Here is a 702-nt window from a genome sequence, read left to right on the forward strand (position 1 = left end):
ACTTGTTAGCCCCATATCTGCCATACAGCCGCTATTAATGTCAGGAGCACGATCAATAATCCGAAGTATATTGGCACGTGCTGCTCGGTCGATGTAAATGAGCGGTACTTATCGGGTCTCATCCCCTTACCCAATGCCACCCATTCCGCCGAGTATATTTGGGCACCGAGTTCTTTCTCTAGACGAAGTATTACGTCAAATTTTGCCTTATTGAGTTTTCCGTAATTCGCAATCAGGTTGTGCCATGAATTGCACAGCAACAACCCAACGGCGGAGAATCCGTATACAATGCCAATCGATCCATTGGCTATCGCTCCTGCTTTCACGAGGAGGCCCGCAATTGCGAGAAGACTCCCGATTACGGTGATAAAGAATGCGTTAGTCCTTTGCCTCCGTTGTATGAGACTTTCGGATGAGTCGATCATCAGCCTATAGAGTTCAAAACTATCGGTTGCACCTTTACTAAAGCAACGCTCAAATTCCTCGGAGAGATCATACACAGAACGCAGCTTATCTAATGAGGACGTGTTGTTTTCATCCGGTTGGATCTCGACGATAGGTTTGCCGGCTTCCTGTGCTTTGGTCCATTCCCAGGCAGCGTTGTCGGACTCCTTGCATGCATCCGGATCGAAAATTATCACGGCCTCCGCGGCCTGAATCGCATCCAGTGCGTCTTGCTCCCACCTGTCATTCTTCGAACTA

1 protein-coding gene is annotated in these 702 nt (G+C 48.6%); it reads right to left on the reverse strand.

The window, feature by feature from the left end:
* Nucleotides 1-5: 5 nt before the first annotated feature.
* Nucleotides 6-702: hypothetical protein (locus OP496_RS18245; protein WP_280565412.1), on the reverse strand; the 697-nt coding region annotated here is incomplete at its 5' end.

The sequence above is a fragment of the Chromohalobacter sp. 48-RD10 genome, assembly GCF_029889785.1.
Taxonomy (GTDB): Bacteria; Pseudomonadota; Gammaproteobacteria; order Pseudomonadales; family Halomonadaceae; genus Chromohalobacter.